Source organism: Anabaena azotica FACHB-119, from assembly GCF_014697625.1.
Taxonomy (GTDB): domain Bacteria; phylum Cyanobacteriota; class Cyanobacteriia; order Cyanobacteriales; family Nostocaceae; genus Trichormus; species Trichormus azoticus_A.
Window position 1 is genome coordinate 170691 of record NZ_JACJSG010000005.1, and the last position, 18242, is coordinate 188932.

12 protein-coding genes are annotated in these 18242 nt (G+C 37.9%); 7 read left to right on the top strand and 5 right to left on the bottom strand.

Annotated elements, in window-relative coordinates; genetic code table 11:
* Positions 1-693: 693 nt before the first annotated feature.
* Together H6G83_RS05255 and H6G83_RS05260 are read left to right on the top strand one after the other, a co-directional pair.
* Positions 694-3930 carry a non-ribosomal peptide synthetase gene (locus H6G83_RS05255; protein ID WP_313935184.1) on the top strand — a complete coding sequence of 1079 codons (3237 nt, stop codon included), beginning with the start codon at positions 694-696 and terminating at the stop codon, positions 3928-3930.
* 431 nt (positions 3931-4361) lie between these two features.
* Positions 4362-9755: a trifunctional serine/threonine-protein kinase/ATP-binding protein/sensor histidine kinase gene (locus tag H6G83_RS05260; RefSeq protein ID WP_190468019.1), complete on the top strand. Its 5394-nt coding sequence runs from the start codon at positions 4362-4364 to the stop codon at positions 9753-9755.
* A 179-nt stretch (positions 9756-9934) separates the two neighbouring features.
* Here H6G83_RS05260 and H6G83_RS05265 read toward each other — a convergent pair whose 3' ends face one another.
* Together H6G83_RS05265 and H6G83_RS34940 are read right to left on the bottom strand one after the other, a co-directional pair.
* Positions 9935-10318 (bottom strand): beta-lactamase hydrolase domain-containing protein, encoded by a 384-nt coding sequence (locus H6G83_RS05265; RefSeq protein ID WP_190468022.1) that lies wholly within the window; start codon positions 10316-10318, stop codon positions 9935-9937.
* Positions 10319-10692: 374 nt separating this feature from the next.
* Entirely contained in the window at positions 10693-10884 is a 192-nt protein-coding gene (locus H6G83_RS34940; RefSeq protein ID WP_206758980.1) for a hypothetical protein, read from the bottom strand.
* 457 nt (positions 10885-11341) lie between these two features.
* On the opposite strand from H6G83_RS34940, the gene H6G83_RS05270 reads away from it, so the two are divergent.
* A complete protein-coding gene (locus tag H6G83_RS05270) occupies positions 11342-12352 on the top strand; it encodes a dihydroorotate dehydrogenase-like protein (RefSeq protein ID WP_190468026.1) in 1011 nt (336 codons plus the stop codon).
* Between the two features lie 69 nt (positions 12353-12421).
* Here the strand turns inward: H6G83_RS05270 and H6G83_RS05275 are convergent, their stop codons facing one another.
* Together H6G83_RS05275 and H6G83_RS05280 are read right to left on the bottom strand one after the other, a co-directional pair.
* Positions 12422-13231 (bottom strand): type 1 glutamine amidotransferase, encoded by an 810-nt coding sequence (locus H6G83_RS05275; RefSeq protein ID WP_190468029.1) that lies wholly within the window; start codon positions 13229-13231, stop codon positions 12422-12424.
* Positions 13232-13418: 187 nt separating this feature from the next.
* Complete coding sequence (locus H6G83_RS05280) at positions 13419-14744, bottom strand: MurT ligase domain-containing protein (protein ID WP_390821231.1); 1326 nt, start codon at positions 14742-14744, stop codon at positions 13419-13421.
* Positions 14745-14965: 221 nt separating this feature from the next.
* Between H6G83_RS05280 and H6G83_RS05285 the strand changes: the two genes are divergently transcribed.
* The 4 genes from H6G83_RS05285 to H6G83_RS05300 all read left to right on the top strand — a co-directional run bounded on the left by H6G83_RS05285 (position 14966) and on the right by H6G83_RS05300 (position 16971).
* Complete coding sequence (locus H6G83_RS05285) at positions 14966-15553, top strand: thylakoid membrane photosystem I accumulation factor (RefSeq protein WP_190468035.1); 588 nt, start codon at positions 14966-14968, stop codon at positions 15551-15553.
* A gap of 227 nt (positions 15554-15780) precedes the next feature.
* Complete coding sequence (locus tag H6G83_RS05290) at positions 15781-16389, top strand: hypothetical protein (RefSeq protein WP_190468038.1); 609 nt, start codon at positions 15781-15783, stop codon at positions 16387-16389.
* Between the two features lie 168 nt (positions 16390-16557).
* Positions 16558-16740 (top strand): type II toxin-antitoxin system HicA family toxin, encoded by a 183-nt coding sequence (locus H6G83_RS05295; RefSeq protein ID WP_190468041.1) that lies wholly within the window; start codon positions 16558-16560, stop codon positions 16738-16740.
* 12 nt (positions 16741-16752) lie between these two features.
* The gene (locus H6G83_RS05300) at positions 16753-16971 is read left to right on the top strand and encodes a type II toxin-antitoxin system HicB family antitoxin (RefSeq protein WP_190468044.1); all 219 of its coding nucleotides are present in this window, start codon (positions 16753-16755) and stop codon (positions 16969-16971) included.
* A 142-nt stretch (positions 16972-17113) separates the two neighbouring features.
* Here H6G83_RS05300 and egtD read toward each other — a convergent pair whose 3' ends face one another.
* Positions 17114-18127, bottom strand: a complete 1014-nt coding sequence (gene egtD / locus H6G83_RS05305; protein WP_190468048.1) for an L-histidine N(alpha)-methyltransferase — start codon at positions 18125-18127, stop codon at positions 17114-17116.
* Positions 18128-18242 lie beyond the last annotated feature (115 nt).

Sequence of the window (18242 nt, forward strand, 5' to 3'; positions counted from 1 at the left end):
GTGGAACATCCACAGAATGTATACGAAATTATGGGGGCTGACGCACCCTACAGTTAGTTTGTTGGCGTTGCTCAATCAGAGTATGAAAAGCCAAAAATATCCTTCTTAATTCTTCGCACCTTTGCGTCTTTGTATGTTAGCGTTCGCGTAGCGTCTCTTAGAGAAGTGGGACGTAGCCCGGCTAATTCATATTTCTATTCTGCAACGCCAAACCTTTTATATCAAAACAAGTAGTTTTAAAAATTCACCTCACTAGATTGAAAAACGCTATAATTTAAAGTACAGCAATTAACATCATTATTGAATGATGTTTACTATTATTAGACTAATTAAGTAATATTACTGTGAATTTAAGAATTAAAATATTTTTTTTATTAAAAAATATTTCGTTAAATTAAACAGATTATGAAGCCTTAACTCAAACATTTGTTGAGTGAGAAATAACAGGGAAGTTTCTTTTGAACAATACTTAAACATTTCTACATAAGTGTTTATGATAGTTGTTTAAAAAAGTTAAAGATTTTGATTGATATCTAGATAGTTAAAAAAAATCTGCAAAAATCATTAACTAGTTTCATAAAAAAACTTAATGACTTATGTAATTAATTTTCTATGCAAATTAGGAAATAACTAATTTGTCAATCCTCTTTTTATTCTCTTTTGAACCTACTCTGCATTGGGTAAATGCCTTTGGTGAAAAAGAGATGGCTTTGCATTGCTGTGCAGTATTCTGTAGCTTCTGCCAGAAATTTGATTGTTCTCATTGCTACTTTTCTACCTGTAACTTCACATTTTAGTAATCAAATTCCCATCTGTCATTACATGAACGTTCAAGATTTACAAAAGCCTCAAACAGTTGTTTCTTTAATCGATATTGTTTGTCAAAAATATCATAATGAGCTAGCAGTAGTTATAGAAGACCAGCAGTTTACTTACGGTGAATTACAGCAGCGTGCAGAACAGTTATTTCAGTACTTAACCGCACAGGGTTGGCTCAAATCTAACAGTTTAGTGGGACTATGTATAGAACCTTCTTTTGAAATGATTATTGCTATCTATGCCATTTTAAAAGCAGGAGCAGCTTTTGTGCCACTTGATCCAGACTTACCCAGCCAGCGACTCAGTTACATGATTACTGATGCTAAATTAACCACAATTCTGACACAACAAAAGTTTGCTTTTGATATTGAGCCAGCGATGCGACAGAGTGGTTGTGATGGACATATGTGTTTTGTAGACAGCCCCACTGTCTGGCAAAGTGTAACTACAGACTCTGCATTACCTCCAGTAGTAGAGCCTGAGCAACTGGCTTACATTATCTATACCTCTGGCTCTACAGGTGTACCAAAGGGTGTAATGCTTACCCATCGAGGTTTACGAAATCTGGCTCAGACTAGTTGTCATACTTTTAATATCAAACCGGGCTTACGTTTACTTCAGTTTGCCTCCATTAGTTTTGATGCAGCAGTGTGGGAAATATTCACAGCATTATGTGGTGGCGGAACATTGATACTGGGTGCAAGAGAACAGATGCTTCCAGGGCAAGTTTTAGCAAACTTTCTCACTAAACACAGAGTTAATTGGGTAACTTTACCCCCTTCTGTACTAGCAACGTTAACATCTTTTCGCCATCAGTTAGCTGATTTACAAACGGTAGTTGTAGGTGGTGAAGCTTGTCCCATATCCCTTGCCAAAGCCTGGGTATCACCCCAAACCCGCTTTTTCAATGCCTATGGGCCAACAGAAGTAACAGTTTGTTGCACAATATACGAATTTCAGCCACAGGATATCAGTCTCCCTATTGGTTATGCGCTGCCAAATGTAGAACTGTACGTTCTAGATGAAGAACTTCAGCTTTGCCATCCTGGTGAAAAAGGCGAGTTGTATGTAGGTGGTATGGGGGTAAGCCAAGGCTATTTAGATAAACCTGAGCTTACAAATACTCGTTTTGTAGACAACCCTTTTGGTGAGGGCAAAATATACAAAACGGGTGATATTGTTTACGAAGATCCGCATGAACCTGGACTGTTACACTATGTTGGTAGATATGATAATCAGATCAAAATTCGGGGCAAGCGTATAGAAATAGAAGCAATTGAAATGATACTTGCCCAGCATCCTAGCGTACAGACAAACGCAGTCAAGGCAATTAGAACTAAAAGAATAGAAACTAGTAATCTGCCGGAAAATTATGGCGTATCGATGCTTGTTGCATATATCGTTCCCAAGGCCGGAAAGTTTGTGACAGAAAAGCATCTGCAACGCTTTGCCGCAGAACAACTACCAGATTACATGGTGCCTACACGTTTTGTTTTCCTAGATGAATTACCCTTATTACCAAATCGCAGTAAAGTAGACCGAAAGGCTTTACCAGAACTTCTCCAAACACCATATTTCCCAACTGATGCGACGAATAACTCTCTGAAAATAGCGGCAATTTTTGATGAAGCGTTAGAGTTGCCTAGCGGAACTTGCAAGGCTCACACTAATTTCTTTGAGATGGGCGGCAGTTCACTGTGCATAGCTCATATCTTATATGCAGTTGCTCGTGATTTTAGTGTCACTCTTCCTTCTCGCATAATCTATGAATATCCTACACCATCAGGTTTAGCACAATTGTTAGAGCAGTTGACACTCAAAAGCGAAATAACAGTTAGTGATAGGCATATTGACTTACAAGCAGAAGCTGAACTTTCCTCTGATTTGGATACATCTATTTGGCAACAACCACCACAAGCTAAGTATGACTGTGCATTAATTACAGGCGCAACAGGTTTTCTTGGCGCACACTTGCTTGATGAACTGCTGGCAAAAGGCTGCTATCGTCAGATTTATTGCTTGGTACGGGCGGAAAGTCATACAGATGCAATGAAAAGGTTGCGTGCAACTTTTACTAAATATCAACTACCGACAACAAGACTGACGCAGATAGATGTCATTACTGGAGATATCCAACAACCACAGTTGCAACTACCAAAGCCATTATTTGACAAGCTAGCTGAGGAAGTTGACCAAATCTATCATGTAGCTGCTGAAACTAGTTATATCAAACCCTATTCGCTCATTAAAAAACCCAATCTACAGGGGACTGCGAATATTTTGGCTTTAGCCGCGCATCGTCGTCACAAAACACTGCATTATGTATCCACCATGTCTGTTTATGGAGCATTAACTTCATTATTAGGTATTCATGAGGTGGTGGAAGATTTTGATATTGATTTGAGTCTACCAATTATAGGCATGGAGAGCGGCTATGTACGCTCAAAATGGGCGGCTGAACGCATGGTCAGATCGGCACAAGAAAAAGGATTAGCCGTCTCTATTTACCGTCCAGGCTTTATTTCTGGACACAGGCAAACAGGAGTTGCTAACCTTAACGACACCTTCTACCGCTATGTTAGTGGTTGTATGGAAATGGGTATGTATCCAGACTGGCCCGAAAAATATTGGACTCCTGTACCAGTGGACTATGTTGCTGCCGTCATCGCCCATATTTCCTCTAATGCCAAGTACACAGGCGGCAATTACAATATCGTTGTGCCTAAAGAGCAGGAATTAAGCAATGTAGAGATATTTGAGTGTTTTAGAGAGTTAGGCTATCCTTTACAAAAAATATCACCTAAAAACTGGTTGAATGCGCTCTCTAGTTTGCCCATAACTAATCCCTTATTTCCATTGATCTCTTTCTTCCAAGAGAAAGTATATCAAGACCGCAGCACTATAATGGAAGTACACCATCGTACTCCTAGATCCAGAATAGATAATACTCTTGACGCTCTTCAAGGTTCTGGTATTTCCTGTTCACGAATTCACAAGGAACTAATGAGACTGTATTTACCGAGTTTTGATAGAAATTTCTCTACCAGACGAGTGCAAAATCCAACAGTCCTAAATTATGGGACTTCCAACTTATCTAGGTTTAGGCCTTAAGAAGAAAATATGGTTAAGTTCTGTTATCTATCATAATCAGCTGTTCACATTTAATTTGCATAACTAAGGCGGGCAAGATGCCTCACGCCAGTTGCTACAAGTCTGGCGACCGAATGCAGGGTTGCTCCCACAAGACTTGAATCTAATTTGAATATGTAAACTAGATGTTTCTCAGCTTATTTGGGGAAGAGGTGGCGAGGGCTGTGTCCTTGCTGCTTCTTTCCTTTTTTACTAGGTGATAACTGTTCACTGTTAAATCAAATTTTGCCCTCAGATGTGTTTAAACCCTAGCTTATTTAGTTTCCAGAAACACAGGGGTTTACCCCTACACCCGTACACCCCTACACCCTTATGTTTCTTGAGAGTTTAGGAGAGTAATTTGGGCATTATAAATACACAGAATTTTCTTTTAACTCAGAAGGATGATAGTAATGTTGACATCTGACGCAATTTCCGGCTATTACCTCAACGAAATGCTCCATGAAGGAGATGATACAGTTATTTATCGGGCTAAGTCGCAAGTTGACCAACAATCTGTCATCCTGAAAGTTCTGAAAACAGATTATCCTTCGATAGAAGCGATCGCTCGTCTGCGGCATGAATATAAAATTACAGAGAACCTGGATTTAACGGGTGTTGTCAAAGTATTAAAATTAGAGAGCCACGAAAATCGTCTAGCGATCGTATTTGAAGACTTTGATGGCTATTCTCTCAAAGAACTGCTGATTCAAGGCAAACAAGATTTAAAGAGTTTTATCAAAATTGCCGTTCAACTTGCACATACTCTAGTATCTGTACACAGTTGTCATATTATTCATAAAGATATTAAACCTGCTAATATTATAATTAACCCAAAAACTGGGGTTGTCAAGCTGACTGATTTTAGTATTGCCTCACGCCTCGATCAAGAAATACCCCAACTAACTAACCCCAACCAACTAGAAGGTACTTTGGCTTATATGTCCCCGGAACAAACCGGGAGAATGAACCGTAACCTTGACTATCGCAGTGACTTTTATTCCCTTGGGGTTACTTTCTATCAAATCCTAACTGGGCAATTACCTTTTCAAAGCTCTGAACCCCTAGAGCTAGTTTACTGTCATATTGCTAAAGAACCTACAGACATTGAAATATTAAACCCAGAAATTCCTAGTGCTATTTCGTCTGTGGTTAAGAAACTGATGGCGAAAAATGCTGAAGACCGCTACCAAACAGCTAAAGGACTTTTAGCTGATTTGGAAATCTGCCAGAAACAGTTAGAAACCACAGGTAAAATCAGTGATTTTATACCTGGTCGTTTAGATATTTTAAGCCAGTTGCTCATTCCGCAAAAGCTTTACGGTAGAGAAACTCAAGTTAATTCACTTTTAGAAGCTTTTGAGCGAGTTAGTCAAGGAAACCGTGAACTTATCTTAGTTTCGGGCTATTCAGGAATTGGTAAATCTTCCGTAGTGAATGAAGTCAATAAACCCATCACTCACGCCAAAGGTTTTTTTATTAGTGGTAAATTTGACCAATTTCAACGTAATGTTCCCTACGCCTCTTTGATTCAAGCTTTTAGTTCATTAATGCGGCAATTGCTCACAGAAGATGCTCTAAAGTTGAAAATATGGCGTAATCAAATCTTAGCGGCTGTGCAGTCACAAGGGCAAGTGATCATTGATGTAATTCCAGAAGTGGAATTGGTCATAGGTAAACAACCAGCAGTAGTTCAATTAAGTTCAACAGAATCACAAAACCGCTTCAATCGTATTTTTATAGACTTTATTCGCGTCTTTGCTAAAAAGGAGCATCCTTTAGTCATTTTTCTAGATGACTTACAATGGGCAGATTCAGCTACTTTAAAATTAATCCAACTGCTAATTAGTGACCGTAATACTAAATATTTACTCTTAATTGGCGCTTATCGAGATAATGAAGTTAGCATTACACATCCTTTAATGCAAACAATCGAAGATATTAAGAATAACAACATTCCTGTTATTAACATTGTTTTACAAGCTCTTGCTTTTGAAGATTTTTATCAAATCATTTCTGATGCACTGCATGGAAAATCCCAAAAAATCAACTTACTAGTAGATTTACTTTATAATAAAACAGCAGGTAATCCATTTTTTCTAACGCAGCTATTACTCATAATATATCAGAAAAAAATCTTTGAATTTGACTTTAAAAATGCTTTATGGCAATGGGACATAGAAAAAATCAAAACAATTGGAATTATTGATAAAAGTATCATAGAGTTAATTGCCGGCAGAATTGAAAGCTTGCCAACAGTTACCCAAGAAATATTAAAACTAGCAGCTTGTATTGGTAATAGATTTTCTCTAGATATTTTATCTATTGTTGCGGGCAAATCTCCGGCAAATACCGCAAGTGAACTTTACTCTGCATTGCAATGTGGCTTAATTTTGCCTTTGAGTGATGCTTACCGTATTCCTTTAGTTTTTGAACATGAGGAATCTGTTAAACTAACTTTTGATTCCCAGCAAATTAGTTATAAATTTTTACACGATCGCATTCAGCAAGCTGCTTATTCATTGATTCCAGAGAACCAAAAACAAGGAACTCACTTACAGATAGGTCGGTTATTACTAAAACAAACATCTGCTGAATCACTGACAGAGAATATTTTAGATATTGTTAATCAATTGAATGTTGGTTTAGATATCTTGACTGAAGAATCTGAAAAAATTGAACTAGCACAACTTAATCTTTTTGCTAGTAAAAAAGCTAAAGCAGCCACTGCTTATGATACTGCTGCGAGATATTTGAATATAGGGTTAGAACTTTTGACAGCAGATAGTTGGCAGCAATACTATGACTTAACATTGAATTTATATACTGAAGCTACAGAAATAGAGTATTTAAATGGTAATTTCGATAAATCTCATAATTTAGGCGATTTGGCACTACAGCAAGCAAATAGTATTTTGGACAAAGTTAAGTTATACGAAGTAAAAATGTTAACTTACATGGCGCAAAATCAAATGCCAAAAGTTCTAGAGATTGGTGTAAAAGCTCTTAAAGAATTAGGAGTTATATTACCAGAAAAGCCCACAAGATTAAACGTTTTAGCAGATTTAATTAAGACAAAAGTAACATTAATAGGTAAACCTATAGAAGACCTAGCTTTACTACCTGAAATGTCTGATCTTAATAAACTAGCAGCAATGCAAATTTTGTTGCAAATTGTTCCAGCTGCTAGTCAAGCAGGATCTTTTCTATTTGTACTAGCTGTATTGGCTATGGTCAGGCTATCTATAAAATATGGTAATTCACCTGTTTCTGCTTATGGTTATGCAGCTTACGCTACTATTTTATCTGACAAATTTAACCAATTTGTAACAGGATATAAATTAGGAAATTTAGCTGTTGAATTGCTTTCAAATATGAAAGCTAATTCACTCAAAGCCACCGTTTATTTTGTACATAATGGAGCGATTAGATTTTATAAAGATCCTCTTAAAGATACAATAGCGTCACTTTTAGAAGGGATGCAAAGTGGATTAGAATTAGGAAATATTGAAAATGCTGGTTATTGTGCCGTAGTAGCAGGCTACCATGCTTTGTTTTCTGAAGAAAATTTAGAAACGGTAGAGCAGAAAATATCCAGCTATGTAGATTTAATGCAAAAGCTAAAGCTTGAATCCTTAGCGGCAGTTATAGGCTTTTTCAGACAAGCAGCTTTAAATTTACTGGCAAGGTCATTAAAAAAATCTACCTTAATCGGTGAGGCTTTTGATGAAAATACAATGGCATCAGAAGTAGTAAAAAACAATTCTTTTAAAGGTTTATATTATGGTTGTAAAACCATAATATATTATATATTTGAAGAATATGAAATAGCGATAGAAAATGCAATTTTAGTAGAAAAAACTCATGCAGATAGCGTAGGATTTCTGATTTATGTAGTTAACAACTTTTATTATTCTCTCGCAATGACTGCACTCTGTAATCAAGCTTCACCACTGCAGAAAAAGCAATATTTAAAACAAGTAGCAACTAACCAGAAGCAAATGAGAAAATGGGCAAGATATGCACCATGTAACTTTTTGCATAAATATGAGCTAGTGGAAGCGGAAAAAGCAAGAGTATTGGGTAAAGTGCAAGTAGCAACAGATTTATATGACAGTGCTATTGCAGGAGCTAAGAAAAATGGTTATATCCAAGAAGAAGCTTTAGCAAATGAACTAGCAGCCAAGTTTTATATAGATTTGGGTAAAGAAAAAATTGCCAAAATTTACATGACTGAAGCTTACTATGGTTATATTCGTTGGGGAGCTATAGCAAAAGTACAAGACTTGGATGAACGCTATAGTAATTTAATTATCCGTAGTGAAGATGTGAAGACATCAACAGTAGATATAAACAAAACTTTTACTGGAACAAAAGTCAGTTACTCGTTAACAACAACTAGCAACAATGGTGTTTTAGATTTGGCTACAGTACTCAAAGCTTCGCAAGCAATTAGCAGCGAGATAGTTTTAGATAAACTGCTAGACAAGCTTTTACGGATAATTCTTGAAAATGCTGCTGCTCAAAAAGGTTGTTTGATTTTACTTAAGGATAATGAGTTATTCATAGAAGCAATTAATACTGTAGAAAACTCCTCGATTATAGTGCAATCAATTCCGGTGACAGCTAGTGAAGATATCCCAACTTCCATAGTTGAATATGTTGCGAGAACTCAAGAAGTTCTCATAATAGATAATGTTATCTCTGAAACCAAATATCAATTAATTCCTTATATTCAAAGCCGTAGACCAAAATCAATATTATGTAGCCCTATCTTATTCCAGGGTAAAAGCATGGGAATTTTGTACTTAGAAAATAGACTAGTTGCAGGTGCATTTACTAGCGATCGCGTCAAGATTTTGAATTTAATTACATCTCAAGCTGCTATTTCTTTAGAAAATTCTCGACTCTATCAGCAAGCCCAAAACTATGCCAAACAATTGGAATCTTCCCTGTCTGAACTGAAGCAAATGCAATTGCAATTAGTGCAGAATGAAAAAATGTCTACTTTGGGTAATTTGGTATCAGGAATAGCACATGAAATCAATAATCCTGTAGGTTTTATTAATGGCAATTTAAAACACGCGAGTGACTATGTACGGGACTTATTAGATATAATTGAATTGTATGAAAACTATTATCCTCAACCAGTGGTAGAAATTGAAGAAAAAGTGCAAGAAGTAGATTTAGAATATCTGCGAGAAGACTTGCCTAACTTAATTGCTTCGATGCAAGAGGGGATAAAACGTATTCATGATGTGAGCATAAGTTTGCGTACTTTTTCTAGAGCAGATAACCAAAAACCCATTCCTTGCAATCTCTCGGAAATTATCGACAGTACCATTCTGATTCTCAAGCACCGTCTGAAAGCTTTATATAGTCGTCCAGCGATTGAAGTTGTCAAAAATTATGGCAATATCCCACTCATCAATTGTTTTCCTGGTCAACTTAGTCAAGTATTTATGAATTTGATAGCCAATGCTATTGATGCGTTGGAAGAGTCCAATAATGGACGCAATTCAGATGAGATTAAAGCCAATCCCAATCGCATTACTATCATGACTAAGCTCGATGAAGCCCAAAAAGCTGTGTTAATCCAAATTCAAGATAATGGAGTAGGGATGAATCCCGAAGTGAAGGAGAAAATTTTTGATCACTTGTTTACTACTAAGCCTGTAGGTAAAGGAACTGGTTTAGGATTAGCGATCGCTCGTCAAATTATAGTTGAAAAACATGGTGGGAGTATAGAGGTTAATTCCACTCCAGGGCAAGGGACAGAGTTTATTATCCAGTTATCTATTAGCTAATTCCTGATATAGCAGTCCCCTAATAGGTTAGGACAGAGATAAATCATAAAATCCATATACCAAGCTGCTTTTAAAGCTCTCACCTGTCACCTACTATATCAATTCTCTATAAATTTGCATCAAATCAATGATGTAGAGATTGGCATACCAATCTCTACAGTGAAAAATAAGAGCCAGAATTACAATAACCCTAAATTGCTGCTTAATTCTAGAGCTTTTTCAAATGTAATACCTTGTTTAGTAGCGATGTATAAAAGTGCTATAACTGATGAACGGATGGAGTTATCACAATGAATCAGAACAGGCTTAGGCAGTTCGTTAATTGTTTGTAAAATTTGCAGTGTAGTTTGATGATTAATTTCTTCAAATTTTATAGGCAAATTAATATAGCCTAAGCCTAAAAACTCTAGCTTAGATTTTTCATTATCTAACAGCCCTTTTTCATCAGGCGATCGCAGGTTCAGGACTGATTTATAACCATCTTCAGTGATTTGTTGGATCTGCTCTGCTGTGATTTGTCCGGCGATCGCTAACTCATTATTAATTTTTCTGACAGTATCCATTGTCATCACCTTTTTAATAGTGAGTTGTCAGTTTTGAGGAGTTTGATAGGAATTAAATTGACTTCAATTAATCTGGTTTGGTTAGCCTTGTATTAAGATGCCAACATCGCTCTAGTAGTTTAACTGAGTCGTATTTCCAACATTTTTCCAGTTTTTGGCGGATATAGTAATTGTGAAAAAACTTAATAGGGTTTAAAACTGTGGTAGATGCCAATAAAGGTTGTTTTAAAAATTGACAAACTAAGAAAAAATGTTTCATTAATTTATTTTTAGTGATAGAGGAAAATAAATCTGTGTAAATGCCATCAAATATGAAAATATTCGGTAATTGCAGTTGTGAAATAATTTTTCAACGACTGCTAACTCGTCTACACTCATAATTTATGGAATAAATTTGAGGAAGTTGTGAGGAATTTATCGAAATTGGCTAAAATTATCTGGGTGTGGGATTTTATTATGTAATGTTTTTTTACTACAGTGCGATTTCTTCCCTGTCTCTTGGTTACATAGAGTGCTTCGTCAGCAATAGTAATCAAAACTTCTGGCGATAATTCTAGGGATGTCATACAACCTATCCCCAGATTTAATTTTGGTTATGGCTTTCACAATTAGCCATTTGGTAAATCTTAATGACTGATGTAATGTGACTTTTATCACATACAATTTACTAGAGTTGAGCTTTTGGGAATATTTACGTCATTAGTAGAAATCAGGGGTTGAAGTCGATATCTGTTACTTAGTTAGAACTTACGCAACTGGCATATTTTTTCTGTAGGGTGTGTGAGGAGCGATAATATTTGAACGTAGTCATGAGACTTGTAGCGTCACGCACCAACCACCAATTATGACACTTGCGTAAGTCCTAAGAGTGCTTTCTCAAAGAAAACTCAGCAACCTTCTTCACAAGTTCCTCAAGTTTTGGGCTTAAGTTCAATATATAAGCTTTTAACTTATACATTTACTCATGAGGTTTATTAACTCCTGTTCCCTACATACATAGATTTTTTAACAGAGATATAACTGATGGATTTAACAACTAATTATTTAGGGTTAAGATTGCGATCGCCACTTGTAGCTTCAGCATCTCCTTTATCTGGAGAGATTGACAACATCCTTTGGATGGAAGATGCAGGTATAGGCGCAGTGGTATTACCTTCCTTGTTTGAAGAACAGTTAAGTTTAGAAAGTTACGAATTACATGATCATTTAACTTACGGAACTGAAAGCTTTCCTGAATCCTTAACATATTTTCCCCAGTATCAAACTTTTCGCCTCGGCCCAGAAGAATATTTAAATCTCATTCACGAAGCCAAAGAAAAGGTAAAAATTCCCATTATTGCCAGTCTCAATGGTTCTTCCTTGGATGGTTGGACTGACTACGCTAGAATGATTGAACAAGCAGGTGCAACCGCTTTAGAGTTAAATATTTACTCTGTCCATACTGATCCTGAATTAACTAGCGAACAGATAGAGCAGAATTATATCAATATGCTCAAGGTTGTCAAAGCAGCCGTGCATATTCCGGTAACAGTGAAGCTGAGTCCTTATTTTACCAATATGGCAAACATCGCCAAGCGTTTAGATGATGCTGGGGCTGATGCTTTGGTGTTATTTAATCGATTTTACCAGCCAGATATTAACTTAGAAACCCTAGAAGTACAGCCTCATGTACTTTTAAGCACACCCCAAGCTATGCGTTTACCTCTACGTTGGATTGCCATCCTCTACGGTAGAATTAATGCTGACCTTGCTGCTACCAGTGGTATTCATAACGCCCATGATGTCTTAAAAATGCTCATGGCTGGGGCAAATATTACTATGCTTTGTTCTGTTTTACTCAGACATGGCATAGATCATATCAGGTGTATTGAACAGGAAATGCACCAATGGATGGCAAAACACGAATACGAGTCAGTAGAGCAACTCCAGGGAAGCATGAGTCAAAAACACTGTCCTAACCCTAGCGCTTTTGAACGCGCCCAATATATGCGGGCGCTGCAAACTTATCAGCCAGAATGGGGGCGAGTTTATTAGTTGGGGCGCACATCTGTGCGCCCGAACAGATAATCGGTTTGTTGTCAAGATTTTTGCGGTATAATTTTATTATTTAGCTATTAAACTAGATTTTGGCAGATTAACTTGCAACTTTTTAAACATTGCTTCCCTTGCCTGCACAGCTAAGGTATCATCTAAAGGTTGTAAAGTAATTGGCTGCTGATACTTTAAGCGCAAGGCTGTTTGAATTAACCAATCAGCAACAAAGGGGTTTTTGGGTAACAATGGGCCGTGGGAATAAGTGGCGATCGCATTTTGATAAAATGCGCCTTCAGTACCATCTTCACCATTATTTCCTAAACCATAAACTACCTTTCCTAAAGCTTCTACCTTACCTAACTTAGTCCGACCACCGTGATTTTCAAAACCTACTAAATAGGCTTTGCTTCCCGTCATTTCTGCTAAATCTTTCGCTAAACGGCTGGCTGTAACTTCAATTACTAAGTTACCAATACAACGCTTGGTATTCTCACCTGGATGGATAGAAACTAAATCAAGTATTCCTAACCCTTGAATACGCTGTCCTAACCCTGGTTCGTAATAATGTCCCAATAACTGGGGTGAACCACAAGTAAAAACTCCTGGTGTGCCATTTTCAATTTTATCACGCATTGCGTCAGCTTTCGCGCCTTGCAAATCGCGCATGACAATTTCTTGCTGTCTATCTTGTGCGCCACCACCAACTATGACATCTACAGATTTAATATCATTTGCGGTAGCGTTTTGGTCTAGGGGTAATACTTTCACGCTATATCCCCGCCATTGGGCGCGACGTTCTATAGTAATCACATTACCGCGATCGCCGTAGGTACTCATCAATGTAGGATATAGCCAACCGATAGTTAATTCTAGTGTCATGTTTGGGGGAAGGGGGAAGGGGAAAGGGGAAAGGGGAAAGGGGGAAGGGGGAAAGGGGAAGGGGTAAAGGAAGAAGCCTTCTGACAACTGACAACTGATAACTGTTAACTGTTAACTGATAACTGATAACTGATAACTGTCAACTGTCAACTGTCAACTGTCAACTGTCACCTGTCACCTATCAAATTTACAAAATTTTCCTTCCTGTGAGAACTTCGCGGACTTCTAGCATGGCTGAATAGGTGGGGAGGATGTGGAGGGTTTCGGTGGGTGGGGTTTGTTCTAAGGCTTTTGCGATCGCTTGACGTAAGTCTTCTTCGACAATTAAGTTAAGATTACTATCCGCCGACTTTTCACTATAACGCAGACGTAGCGCCATATCATAGACGCGATCGCCACTGACGACTAAGGTTCCTCCTCTTTCGACTAATTTTTCTGTATCTACGTCCCAAATCCAAGATACATCTGTACCGTCGGGGGTGCGATCGTTTAATACTAATAATGTGGTTTTATCTGTGCTTTGGGTGACGACGCGAATTGTTTCATTCGTTCCCACAGGATTTTTTGATAATAAAATTCTCACCCGTTTACCATCAACTACTAAATCTTCCGCACGACCGAAAGCGGCTTGGAAATTATTAATAGTATCTCTAATTGTCGCTTCATCCACACCTAATTCTATGGCGGCGGTTGTGGCTGCTAAGGTATTATATTTATTGTACAAACCTACAAGAATTTGCGACCATTCGCTACTGGCTAACGCTGGTTGACTCTTACTAAAACCGCAACTCGGACAAGTAAAATCTCCCAGGTGCGACAAATATACGCCTTGGTAATTTAAAGGATGTCCACATTGGGGACAATAAATAGAATCAACAGCGTGAGGGATAGCTTCTAAATAATGTTCTGGTTCATTTAAGCCAAAGAATAAGACCTTTTGCTGTAACTGCTGACCGAGAAGCGATAATGTAGGGTCATCAGCATTGGGAATGACCACGGTTTCCGGTGGAAGCGTCGAAATAACCTTAGTCCACCGCTTGCTGATGGTATCTACTTCGCCGTACCTATCAAGTTGGTCACGGAACAGGTTTAAACAGAGGATAATTCTCGGTTGGAGTGGCTTTAATACCTTGGGGACAATATTCTCGTCTACTTCCAGAATCGCATAATCGACATCCAGAGTCCCCACCAAGCTAGTGCTTTCTAGTAAAGCCGTCATCAACCCATTTTCCAGGTTTGCACCCGTGGAGTTATGACAGACACGATAACCTTTATTTTCTAATATCGTGCGTAACAGCAGCGCCGTAGTAGTTTTACCATTAGTACCAGCGATGATAATGACCCCATTTTTCACCTGCTGACTCAACAATTGTAACAGCCGGGGTTCAATTCGCCGAGCAATTGACCCTGGTAATACACTAGCAGCACCCAGACGCAGCGATCGCACCAAAAAAGTTACGCTTTTCGCCACCGACACCGCCAAACCCAAACGCAGCCTATCTATAATTTTCATAGTCATTAGTCATTAGTCAATAGTCCATAGTCCATAGTCCATAGTCAATTGTCAACTGATAACTGATAACTGATAACTGATAACTGTCAACTGTCAACTACCCACAGTACCCACTAGGCGCTATCTTAAAAAATAGTATACGGGCGTAATTATATATCCAGCCCAGGTTGCCTAATTCAGCACATACCGAAGACAAACAGTAGCTTGCAAGGTTCTTTTTGATGAGTAGTATTGAGTTTGATTTTTTACATAAGCAGATTGCTGACTGGCGGCGGTTGGTGACTAAATGCCTGTTTTTGCTTATGTTTCTGTTAATGCTAGGGATGCAGCCAGCCTTTGCTGGTATAAACGATGACCTTTATGATGGGAATATGTTTGTAGTTTATGCTGGCAATGGGTCGTTAGTACCATCTAAATTTACCTTAGCCCAATCCTTAGCAGAACATAAACCGACAGTTTTGGCTTTCTATTTGGATGACAGCAAAGACTGTAAACAGTATGCGATCGTGATTTCGCGGATACAAGAATTTTACGGTAGAGCCGCCGAGATTATTCCTATTAGTGTTGATACCTTTCTGCCTAAAAAGACCTACGAACCCACCGAACCAGGATATTACTATTCTGGGGGTGTGCCGCAGATTGTAGTGTTTAATCAGTCTGGGGAGGTAGTCTTCAATAAGAAAGGTCAAGTGCCTTATGAAGAAATCGATGATAAACTGCGGGAAGTGTTTGATTTATTGCCGCGTACCGAATCAGTACAATTAAAAAGGCGATCGTTCAACGAGTTCAGTAGTGAGTTAGCCAAGTAACATTGGGGGTAGACCAAAATTGGTCTGCCCTAATTTTTAGTGATATGCGTTACTGCATTCCCCATAATGGCAAGAGATAATATGAATATTCGGTTGACTGTTGACTGTTGACTATGGACTATTGACTGTTGACTATAGACTATTGACTATGGACTATTGACTATGGACTATTGACTATGGACTATTGACTGTTGACTGTTGACTAATGACCAATTAAGCGTGTTTTGATGTCAAAGGTTTATACTACCGAAGAACTAATCCAAATATTGGCGGCTGAACGTCAAGCTTGCCTTAAAGGAGAACGTCTAAAGTTAGAAATAACTGTTTCTGGCAATCCTGTAATTGACCAGTTTATCAGAACAGATGGACTACAAAAATTTACTGCTTATCAAGATTTTAAAAATGCCATTCATGACTATCAAAGAGAATATCTAGTTTCTGGTATTGTGTGGAAGGAAGTATCAGTAAAAGGCAAAGTATTACGTTATCCAGAAGTTGATACTCAATTAATTGCTTTAAGCAGCGATTTAGAGATATTACAAGCTGCAAGAAATTCTATTTTACAATTTTGGTATGAAGTCTCTTCCGGGATGGATTTATATTTGAGCTTTAATAATAACAAACAACATCAACTTATTTCTCTGTCTGATGTGGAAAGAATTGTACAGAGAACAGAATGGGCTACTTTATGGAAATGGGAGAACCCTAACTTTTTAGAAATAGTTTTACAGTTAGGATGGGGTAAACCAGAGGAAGCCAGTTATAAACGCGGTAGACCAAAATCAGGTAGTGAATTTATTCATGCAGTCAATCCTGGTAATCATCCTATTGGTTGATATCTAAGTTTGGATAATAAATTTTCACATATCATATAAGATTGCAAAAATGGGAAATTTTTGACAAATGAGAAAACTCTGCAAAAAAGGAAAATCTTATTGATTTCTAATTCTTAATTAGCGATTATATCTGTAACAAAAATTTTATTGTTACAGAGAAGTGATAGCATGAAAGTCCGAGAAGTTATTAAAATACTAGAGACTGATGGTTGGTATCTCGCCAGAACAAAAGGTAGTCATCGCCAGTTCAAACACCCTGATAAAGCTGGTAAAGTAACAGTTCCGGGTAAATTGTCAGATGACTTAGCCCCAGGTACTCTAAGTAGTATATGGAGACAAGCACAGTTGTAAGGAAAAAACGTGATGCAATACGCTGTCGTGATTGAAAAAGCTGAAAATAATTATTCTGCTTATGTTCCTGATTTACCTGGGTGTGTGGCTACAGGTGAAACTTTAGATGAAGTAAAACAAATGATTGCTGAAGCTATTGAGTTTCATATAGAGGGAATGCTAGAAGATGGCTTGGCTATTCCTCAGCCTACAAGTATTGCTTGTGAAGTTGAAGTATTGATGCACATCTGATTTTAACTGTGTAAAAAAAGCGCAGGGCTAACCTTGCGCTAATACTGAGTTATACTCATTTTCCCAAATTCAGCAACAGATTTATACTGAGAAACTTAGTAAAATCTGGCTCATTCAATTTTGAATTAAGAATTGGTACTATCTACGCTTGCAACTGACACAACAATAACCCAAACCATTGATTTTGATCAGTCCATGTTTGGATGGGTGTTAAACCTTTGGCTGCGAGTTGCTGCTTGATGGTGTCAAGGTCGAATTTACGGGAAATTTCGGTGAGGATGGTTTCACCTGGGGCAAAATTAACGGTGAGATTGAGAGATTTTAAATGGACTGTTTGCGATCGCCCACTCTTCAAGTGCATCTCAATCTGCTTTTCCGTCTCATTATAAAACGACCAATGTGCAAACTGTGTCGTATCAAAATCACCCTCAAACCGCCGATTCAAATGCTCTAACATATTGAGATTAAACTCTGCGGTTACTCCTTGGCTATCGTTATATGCTGGTTCCACAATTTCCTTTGGCTTTTGCAAGTCTATCCCCAACAAGAAATATTCACCCACTTGTAAGCTTGTCTTAATTTGTGATAAAAAGACATCACACTCTTGCAGGTTGAGATTACCTAACGTACTCCCAATAAAACAGATCATCCTACTAGATAATTTTCTAGTTGTGAGTTGTGCCAGCGCTGACTCGTAAGTTCCCGCTAAGGCGTAAACTTTTAAGGAAGGATAATCTTGTAGTAACTGCTTGGCGCTACTTTCCAAAATCCCTGCACAGACATCAATTGGTAAATAATGCAGAGGATAATTTAGTTGCTGATAAGCGTCTAGTAGAATCCGAGTTTTGGTAGAATTGCCGCTACCCAGTTCTACTAATTCACAAGCACCAGTAATTTTGGCAATTTCACCCGCATACTGTTGTAAAATAGCCGTTTCTGTGCGTGTCACGTAATATTCTGGTAACTCACAGATGCGCTCAAATAACTCAGAACCCCTGTCATCATAAAAGTAACAAGGCGGTAAAGATTTGCTTGTTTGAGTCAACCCTTTCACCACATCACTCCCAACGGTAGAAGTAACTACGCGCGTTGGTTCCTGTAAACGTTGTATTTGCAAACGTTCTTCAATGCTGTTAACAGCTTTAAGTATTGACATTTAACCTCCGTATGCTGTAGGTAAAAATTTGCCTGTAAAGGTGAATCTTTACGCTAGCCAGTGAAACATATACCTATAGTCAATAACATCACGCTTAAGCTGTAGTAATCAAGTA